The organism is Nocardia sp. NPDC051756, assembly GCF_040681495.1.
Lineage (GTDB): Bacteria > Actinomycetota > Actinomycetes > Mycobacteriales > Mycobacteriaceae > Nocardia.
The window spans coordinates 547,320-554,313 of the sequence record NZ_JBFAYV010000007.1 but is presented as its reverse complement, the minus strand read 5'-3'; the positions used below and the strand labels follow the sequence as shown (position 1 = coordinate 554,313).

The 6,994-nt window shown below is 61.6% G+C and carries 8 protein-coding genes; 4 read left to right on the top strand and 4 right to left on the bottom strand.

Annotated elements, in window-relative coordinates; all coding sequences use genetic code 11:
* Nucleotides 1-444: 444 nt before the first annotated feature.
* The gene (locus AB0M22_RS32740) at nt 445-792 is read left to right on the top strand and encodes a hypothetical protein (protein ID WP_364735127.1); all 348 of its coding nucleotides are present in this window, start codon (nt 445-447) and stop codon (nt 790-792) included.
* 322 nt (nt 793-1,114) lie between these two features.
* Here AB0M22_RS32740 and AB0M22_RS32735 read toward each other — a convergent pair whose 3' ends face one another.
* Nucleotides 1,115-1,522, bottom strand: coding sequence for a nitroreductase family deazaflavin-dependent oxidoreductase (locus AB0M22_RS32735; RefSeq protein WP_364735125.1), 408 nt, complete (start codon nt 1,520-1,522; stop codon nt 1,115-1,117).
* 260 nt (nt 1,523-1,782) lie between these two features.
* On the opposite strand from AB0M22_RS32735, the gene AB0M22_RS32730 reads away from it, so the two are divergent.
* A complete protein-coding gene (locus AB0M22_RS32730; RefSeq protein WP_364735123.1) occupies nt 1,783-2,259 on the top strand; it encodes a hypothetical protein in 477 nt (158 codons plus the stop codon).
* Between the two features lie 495 nt (nt 2,260-2,754).
* Here the strand turns inward: AB0M22_RS32730 and AB0M22_RS32725 are convergent, their stop codons facing one another.
* A complete protein-coding gene (locus AB0M22_RS32725) occupies nt 2,755-3,183 on the bottom strand; it encodes an HIT domain-containing protein (protein ID WP_364735121.1) in 429 nt (142 codons plus the stop codon).
* A gap of 235 nt (nt 3,184-3,418) precedes the next feature.
* Here AB0M22_RS32725 and AB0M22_RS32720 point away from each other — a divergent pair, with 235 nt between their 5' ends.
* A complete protein-coding gene (locus AB0M22_RS32720) occupies nt 3,419-3,718 on the top strand; it encodes a hypothetical protein (RefSeq protein ID WP_364735119.1) in 300 nt (99 codons plus the stop codon).
* Nucleotides 3,719-3,746: 28 nt separating this feature from the next.
* On the opposite strand, the gene AB0M22_RS32715 is transcribed toward AB0M22_RS32720, so the two are convergent.
* Nucleotides 3,747-3,878 carry a hypothetical protein gene (locus AB0M22_RS32715; protein ID WP_364735117.1) on the bottom strand — a complete coding sequence of 44 codons (132 nt, stop codon included), beginning with the start codon at nt 3,876-3,878 and terminating at the stop codon, nt 3,747-3,749.
* 342 nt (nt 3,879-4,220) lie between these two features.
* On the opposite strand from AB0M22_RS32715, the gene AB0M22_RS32710 reads away from it, so the two are divergent.
* Nucleotides 4,221-4,685, top strand: coding sequence for a hypothetical protein (locus AB0M22_RS32710; RefSeq protein WP_364735115.1), 465 nt, complete (start codon nt 4,221-4,223; stop codon nt 4,683-4,685).
* Nucleotides 4,686-5,436: 751 nt separating this feature from the next.
* Here the strand turns inward: AB0M22_RS32710 and AB0M22_RS32705 are convergent.
* Nucleotides 5,437-6,819: a hypothetical protein gene (locus AB0M22_RS32705; RefSeq protein ID WP_364735113.1), complete on the bottom strand. Its 1,383-nt coding sequence runs from the start codon at nt 6,817-6,819 to the stop codon at nt 5,437-5,439.
* Nucleotides 6,820-6,994: the final 175 nt, after the last annotated feature.

Genomic DNA, 6,994 nt, shown 5'->3' with positions numbered 1-6,994 from the left:
TTTTCAAATTCAGTGAATGACTGAGCCCATCTCCAGTACAGACGCGCAATTCGGCAGGTCTGGACGCTCCTGACGGAGCTGAGTAGCCCCCTGGGCGGCGAGGCAGCTCACCGCGCGGAACGCCCGCACTGCGGCATGAGAGTGCACTTGCGTCGACTGAAGCCAGCCGGACTGGGACGCCAGAACCGCTTGATGTAGAACGACTTACGTTGATTATCGCTCACTCGGCATGACTGAAGTCAGCATAGATGAGGTGATACGGGACGTCATACGTTGATTTGCAGATATCAAGGTTGGCAACGGCCTCGAATGTCGTCACACGGTCAACCTGACCGCTGGCAACGTCAGAGCAAGGCCGTGCCATCCAAACTCGCGATCGCGTCGAATACTGGGCGTATCCGTGACTCAGGGCCCGCAGAGGCCCCGGAACCGAAGGACAAGCAGATGCCCCTTGTTCGAATTGGCAGGACCGCCGTTCTCGTCGCGGCATGCCTGGCGGCGGCAACGAGCTCGACGATCACCGCTGCGGTTGCCTCTGCCGCTCCGGACTACAAGTACGTGTGCGACAAGGTGATCCATGGTGATGGAGAAGGTGGCTACGAAGGGGCGTATACGGGAAAGGACTGCACGCCGGGAAACGGTGCACCCGCCCAGGGCACAGTCAAAAAGGCAAAGATCGTCGACAAGAATGGCAACACCCACAAGTGTGAAGATGTCCGCGCCGGCGTCGGGGAGGATATATTCGGAGAGGCGCTGGGCCCCCATGAAGTAACCAGTTTCCGCTGCCGATAACCTCTCTTTTATGGCTGCGGGCGTCGGCCAGGCCCTTGCTTGTGCGTCGACTCGAACCGTGGACGAACTCGCCAGCGAGGCCATACGTGAACACCAGCCCGGCCGCCCGCCGAGGGCGTCGTCGCACAGACGGTTCGGGTGCGGTGATGCACTGAAATCGGCAGATCCGGACGTTCTTCGAGCGTCGGCCGACCGCTTGTTCAGGGTCGGCCGAACGCACGCTCTTCGGCAGAAGGGGACGTTCCAGAGATGCTGGTGGCCAGCCAATCAGACGCCCGGCCACCGTCCGCTCGAAACGCCCGCCCCGCGGCCAGGCCACGAATCAATTGATTCGGGTGATTCGCAGCACCGGGATCAGTCGCCGGGTTTTGGCCTCGAACTCGGCGAAACCCGGTTGGACGGTTACGGCCTTCGCGAACAGCCGGGTGCGTTCCGCACCCTCGGTGGGTGTTGCTTTGGCCCGGTAGCTGTCGGCACCGACCTCGACGGTGAGTTCCGGGTTGGCGACGAGGTTGTGATACCAGGCCGGATTCCGGTCGGAACCGGCGGCGGAGGCGATGACGAAAATGTCGCTACCGTCGGTGAAGTACACGACGGGGCTGGTGCGCGGCAGGCCGGTCCGGGCGCCGACCGTGGTAAGCAATGCCAGATCTAACGTGGCGAATCGGCCGCCGACCCGGCCGCTGTTGGCACGGAACTCGGCGATGATTTCAGGGTTGTACTCGAACATTCCGTTCCGATCGTCGATTCGGATGTGGTTGCAGACAACGGTGGTAGGCGGTCAGTTGGACCGAGGGTGTCCAGTCGTACGTCGAAGACGAACGGCACATCGTCAGGGGCACCGGATAACCACCATGTGCTGACGGTAGCTATGCCGTCATCGATGTCCTCGATGGTGCACTGGACCGTGGTGGGGCATGGATAGGCGGATGTAGGAAGCAGTTCCGCGCCGAACAACGCACTCTTACCTACCAGTCGGTGCGGTCGACCATGCGCATCTACCAACTCGACCAGGACGATCCCCGGTTGCGGATCGTCGCTGAGCCAATAGACAGCGGTGGCAGGCAGTTCACAGCCATCGCCTTTTCCCAACATCTCGTTCACGGCAACAGCTTATCGATCAGTCGGTCCGCGAGTGGGCCGGCGAGTGCACGATATTCGGCAGAGGCGGACGTTCCAGAGGCGTTGGTGGCCAACCATTTTGAACGGCTGACCAACGTGCGCCACGTCGAGGGCTCCGAAACCTCTTTTGCAGCGGCGGAGCTGATGGAAATCCGCAGTGGTCGTCCGGACTCGATCCAATACACATCGACTGTCGCGTCGGCGTGTACCCGGAAATCGGCAAGGACCGAATCCGCCGCAGCCACGGCTCTCGCCCGGCCCACACGTCGTCATAGTCGACCGCGTCCGTCGCTGCGCGAGGCGATGGCCGCCGACGAGGGCGCTCCCGCAGCCAAGGGCGACTAGATCGGTTTCGGCAGATCCGTCACGAACACCGCAGTTCGTGATGGTCTTTGCCGTGCCCCCAAGACTTGGGGCGATCTCGAGTCCGTGCGCTGCGGTAGCTTCGATGCGAACGCCGCACCCTGGTCGGCGCGCTGAGGAAGCACGCCACATGTTCAACAAATTCCTTGCGGCCGCAGCGCTTTCGGTGAGCGCCGCTGCTGTTCTTGCCTGCGCCCAGCCTTGATCTAGTTCCAGCACGTTCCTCGGCAAGAGCGGATACTCGTACACTGAGGTGCTGTCGCGGTGTGATCCGGCCTGGTCAGGGCGAACGCACGGCAGTCGCGGACGTCGACATTCCCGGACGCACGAACGCCCCCGAGATGAACTCGGGGCGTTGATCCTCGAAGTGCGCGTCCGCGCCTGGCCGTTCGGGTCCGACCCGTGAGCGGCTATATCGGATGTTCCTTGGGGGCTCGCGTTTCCGGTGCGCGTTTGCCGTTCAGTGGTCGATCCCCGTCAGCCCAAGGCACTGCGAAGCCGGTCGCCCCAGGCGGTGACAGTCTCCATGTCGGCTGGCGTGCCCGGTTGCCAGGGCAGCACGAGCCGGTCCTTGGCCTTGTCGACATAACGCGGGACAACATGCAGGTGAAAGTGGAAGACCGTTTGCCAGGCATCGGCACCGCAGCAGTTGAGTAGGTTCACCCCATCGGCACCAAGTTCTTTGACGGCTACCTTGGCGATCCGCTGTGCGGCCAGCGTGACGGCGGCCAGGTCTTCGGCTGGGATGTCGAGAAGATCTCTGCTGTGACGCTTGGGAACCACCAGCAGGTGACCATCCGAGGCCGGGTGAATATCCATGAACGCGAACGTCTTATGGTCCTCGGCCACCTTCACACCGGGGAGATCACCGGCCACGATGCCGCAGAATAGGCACTGATCACTCATGACCACCGAGGCTAACGTCGAAGCCGATCGGCGGCCACGCAGCGCAGCCGCCTGCTGGTCTACCTTCCGATGATCGGCAGTTGCGGACGTTCCAGAGGCGTTGGCGGGCCGACCGTCCGCGGCCGGGCTACTGCCCGCTCGAAACGCGCGCTCCGCAGGCATGTGCGGAGGTTTGTCGTTCTGCTCTGGGCGAGCAGACCGGGATCTCGCGCTCTGATCGCTGTATCGTTCGGGCATGACGGCGGTTCAGTTCCCGAGCCTGGCTGAGGTTTTTCCTGGCCTGGTCACCGAGATCACCGAGCTGTTGGTGGACGAAGACGCTCGACTCGCCCGCACCATCCAGCATCTACGGTTCTACGGTCGGTGCACCTGCACACCCACCTGTCCAGTCTTGTTGACCGCACCGATCGGCTCACCCAGCCCGAGAATCATTGAGCTGGAACGTGATGGCGACACTATCGCCTTACTACAGTTCGACCCGGTAGGGAGATCGGTGACCGGAATCGAAGTACTCGACGGCCGCGATCTGTCCTGAACCTCGGCACTCGGTAATCGGTGCGGGTTCAGGCGATGGTTTCACGTTCCGCAAGGAATTGGTCGAGCAGGTCGAACAGCACTTCGAGGATACGGAGTTCCTGCTCGGGTCTGAGATCTGTGACGAAGTCCCACTCGGGCAGCGCGATCTGCTTGATCACACCAGACCAGACGAAGCTGCTTCAATACCCGACACCACCCGCGTCACCCGCGCGGCCGGATCTCGGGTGCGACAATACGGTTCATGCCCAAACGCCCTCGGCATCTGAACTGGTTCGTTAACATGTTCCTACCTGCGTTTTTTGGCTAGTCGGTACGGTCATGCGCCGACTAGCGACTGGTTCCCACTTTGCAGGGCTAACAATCAGAGACAAGGTCGGGGTCCGGGGAGCAAGATCGAAACAGGCCGGTCTTGACATATCGATTGATTGGACTCGAACTGCCCGCGGCAAAGATCACAGCACTGGGCAGGAAGATTTTGAGCTAAAACCTAGGAGAAGCTAATGCGCTCTGCATCTTTGCTGCCCATCATCGCTAGACTCAGTCCGCAGACATGGGAAGTGATAGCTCAGCACGGTCCCCGCATTCGTCGACAGTCTGATCTCGTCTCACTCAATCCCCAACCTCTCCCGCCATCCGAAGCTTTCCTGGTCAGCGCAGCCGAGATGGCACACGAGATTGTCCGAATCGCAGTCGAGGCGGATATCCGTGGTGAATCGTCGACCCGCATCGTCGGTGAACTGGTGGATGACTGGTGCGGGACCCCGTGGCCGCGCAAGTGGCCGTGGCCGGGTCCGGGGCCACGTCCAGATGAGGATGACGCGCTGCCGGAACCGTGGCAAGAGCAGAGCGGCCGGGTCATCGGGGCGATCGTCTTCTCCTCTGCCGGATCTCGCTTGAAAGGCGAACTCGGTACCGCACTCCTGGATGGCGCCGATCGTCTCGCTGAAGCTGCCGCACTCGACTGAGAAGCAGATAGAGGCGCCCGCATGGCGGATCCGCCTGTGGATCCAGATAATCGACAGTCCAGGGCTGTAACACCCACCCCGCCGCACCTAGTGTCCACCACAAATCTGAGAATTCAGATAGCGCAATCTATTTCACCGAATCCCGACCCCACCGCGATTTGTAGGTCGAAGGGAGTGGAGGGTGTCCGCACCTGGTTTCGCCCGCGTTGATGGATTAGGGAACCTGATCACTTCGCAGAACGTCGTCGACATGCGACGTGCCGTGTATCAGAGCTCAAGACGCCCTGTGGCTTTCGGGGCCTACTGTTTCAAGTTAACCTTCACCCCCGTTTGCGTGATCGCAAACTCGATCGCACACCCCGATGACTCGCCATTTGGGCCGATCTTGTACACCGCAGGCCCCAATATTAGCGGTGTTGTCACCAAGACTGCGGATGGAAGTGGGATCGAATGCCCTCCCGGTTTCCAGGATGCTGTGGTGATAGGGCGTGTCACAGCCGGCAACGGGCTGTCCCTCGGGCCTGGCGGATTCTTCGTACTCTTCAATCCAGGGCCGATCGTCTCTTACGAAAACTAGGTGACCGCCGCAGGTGAGGACGGGTGGGTGGGGCCCGCCGATGCCCCGGCGGGATGACGTGGTCCGGCGGCGTGGTTATGCGGTGTCGGCGGGGGATTCGAGGATGACCCGGTAGCTCAGCGATTCGAGCTGGCCTATCACATGGGCCCTGGTCTTGGCGGGGACACGTCGGGTTTATTGATCCGCCTTGCCCGGTGGAGTGTGAACAGTGGCGATGCACACGTGCACAGCACGGCCGTCGACCTCGTACTCGAAGATCGGCCACCCACTGGGACCAGGCTCTTCCCTGATGAACCCTGCAACAGTCCGCAACGCCGCAAGGCGTTCTCGGACCGCAGCATCGAACTTCTTCTGTTTGACGAACAACAGCAGTACCGCAGCAGTGTCGTGGGTGTTCAGGTAGCTGAACAGCTGCGGATCGAGCGCGCGTGTCACTGTCCCGTCGTCCTTCGCGATCTTCGCCTCGCAAATGAACACCCTTTCCGGCCCGCTTCCGGCGTCGAGAGTGTTGGCGTAGATGAAGATGTCGGACTTACCTGTGCGGGAGTACACCTCGCGTTGTGCTCCGGGCAACGACGAATTCAACGCTGCGGTCAGTACATCGCTCAGCGGATCTTCACCGATCTTGCTGAACGTCGCCGGATATCTCTCGACCGAATTGGCCCACAGTCGAATGACCCGTTGCACGTCGGCGAAGGTCGCTTCGTCCAAGCGGGAGCGATGGGCGAAGCCGACGTTCGTTCCCTCGGCGAGTGGTTCCTCTCCGATGGCAGGCTCGGTTCCCCCGGGCGGCTGGCCGGTGACCAGTTTCGGGATCGGCATCGGCCAGCTCGAGGGAAAAGCCAACGTGGCGGTGACTCCTTCACGAGCGGTCAGCTCATCACGTCGATCCGCGATCAACTCCGTAAACCACTGCGGCAGTTCGGTATCGAAATAGTCCGCTAGCTGCGTTCCGATACGTTCGAGGATCTGGTTGGCGAGGCGGATGCGCTCGGTGAAGATCGACTGGATCTCGCGCTCACCGGCGCTGATGGCTCTCTCCTCGTCGCGGGACAGTTCGACGAAGGTATAGAGGGCCCAGGTAACCTCTGCGTCGGTCGGTGGATCCGGCGTACCGAGTGCCCAGGTCTCCTCCGCAATTCGGAGGCGCTCCAACTCAGCCAAACCGGGCTTTTCGCACGCATCATATTCAGCCCGCGCCGAGGCGTCGACCGGCTCCAGGTCGTCATCGGCGCGATCCGGCCACGTAGCCACAAGATCGAGATCACCGTCGGCTTGAACAGCAATGTAATGGCGGATGACTTCTACGCCGTTATGCTCGTCGACGCGACGCCACCGACGCGCGCCGCGCGAAGCGGTTCGGGCCGCACCGAGCGTCGGCGGTGTCGGACGCAACGCTTCGAGCGCTCCAGCCAGATCGGCCTCGAATTTTTCCAGATCGCTCAACGAGGTGATCCGAGCCAGTCTTCCCAGCAGCCCGGATTCCTCGGTACGTCGCCTGAGAACAAACGACAGCGGCCTCTGACGCTGAACCAAGGAATTGAACACTTCAGCCACGACTAAACATCATATTCTGCCACTACCCGTACGACAGGTGTCGGCCTCCGATCGACGTTACGCCACACCGAGTTCGGGGAATTCAACACCGCCAGCCGCATTCCTAGGCAACCGACCTCAGTGACTGTGTACGCGCCCAGCGTTGGCAGCCACCTCGCCGGCCGACCGCACCCCT

What these genes read in the sequence shown, in the direction of transcription:
- AB0M22_RS32720 (WP_364735119.1), top strand. Translation starts at nt 3,419, where the DNA reads ATGACGGCGGTTCAGTTCCCGAGCCTGGCTGAGGTTTTTCCTGGCCTG.
- AB0M22_RS32740 (WP_364735127.1), top strand. Translation starts at nt 445, where the DNA reads ATGCCCCTTGTTCGAATTGGCAGGACCGCCGTTCTCGTCGCGGCATGC.
- AB0M22_RS32710 (WP_364735115.1), top strand. Translation starts at nt 4,221, where the DNA reads ATGCGCTCTGCATCTTTGCTGCCCATCATCGCTAGACTCAGTCCGCAG.
- AB0M22_RS32730 (WP_364735123.1), top strand. Translation starts at nt 1,783, where the DNA reads ATGCGCATCTACCAACTCGACCAGGACGATCCCCGGTTGCGGATCGTC.
- AB0M22_RS32735 (WP_364735125.1), bottom strand. Translation starts at nt 1,522, where the DNA reads ATGTTCGAGTACAACCCTGAAATCATCGCCGAGTTCCGTGCCAACAGC.
- AB0M22_RS32725 (WP_364735121.1), bottom strand. Translation starts at nt 3,183, where the DNA reads ATGAGTGATCAGTGCCTATTCTGCGGCATCGTGGCCGGTGATCTCCCC.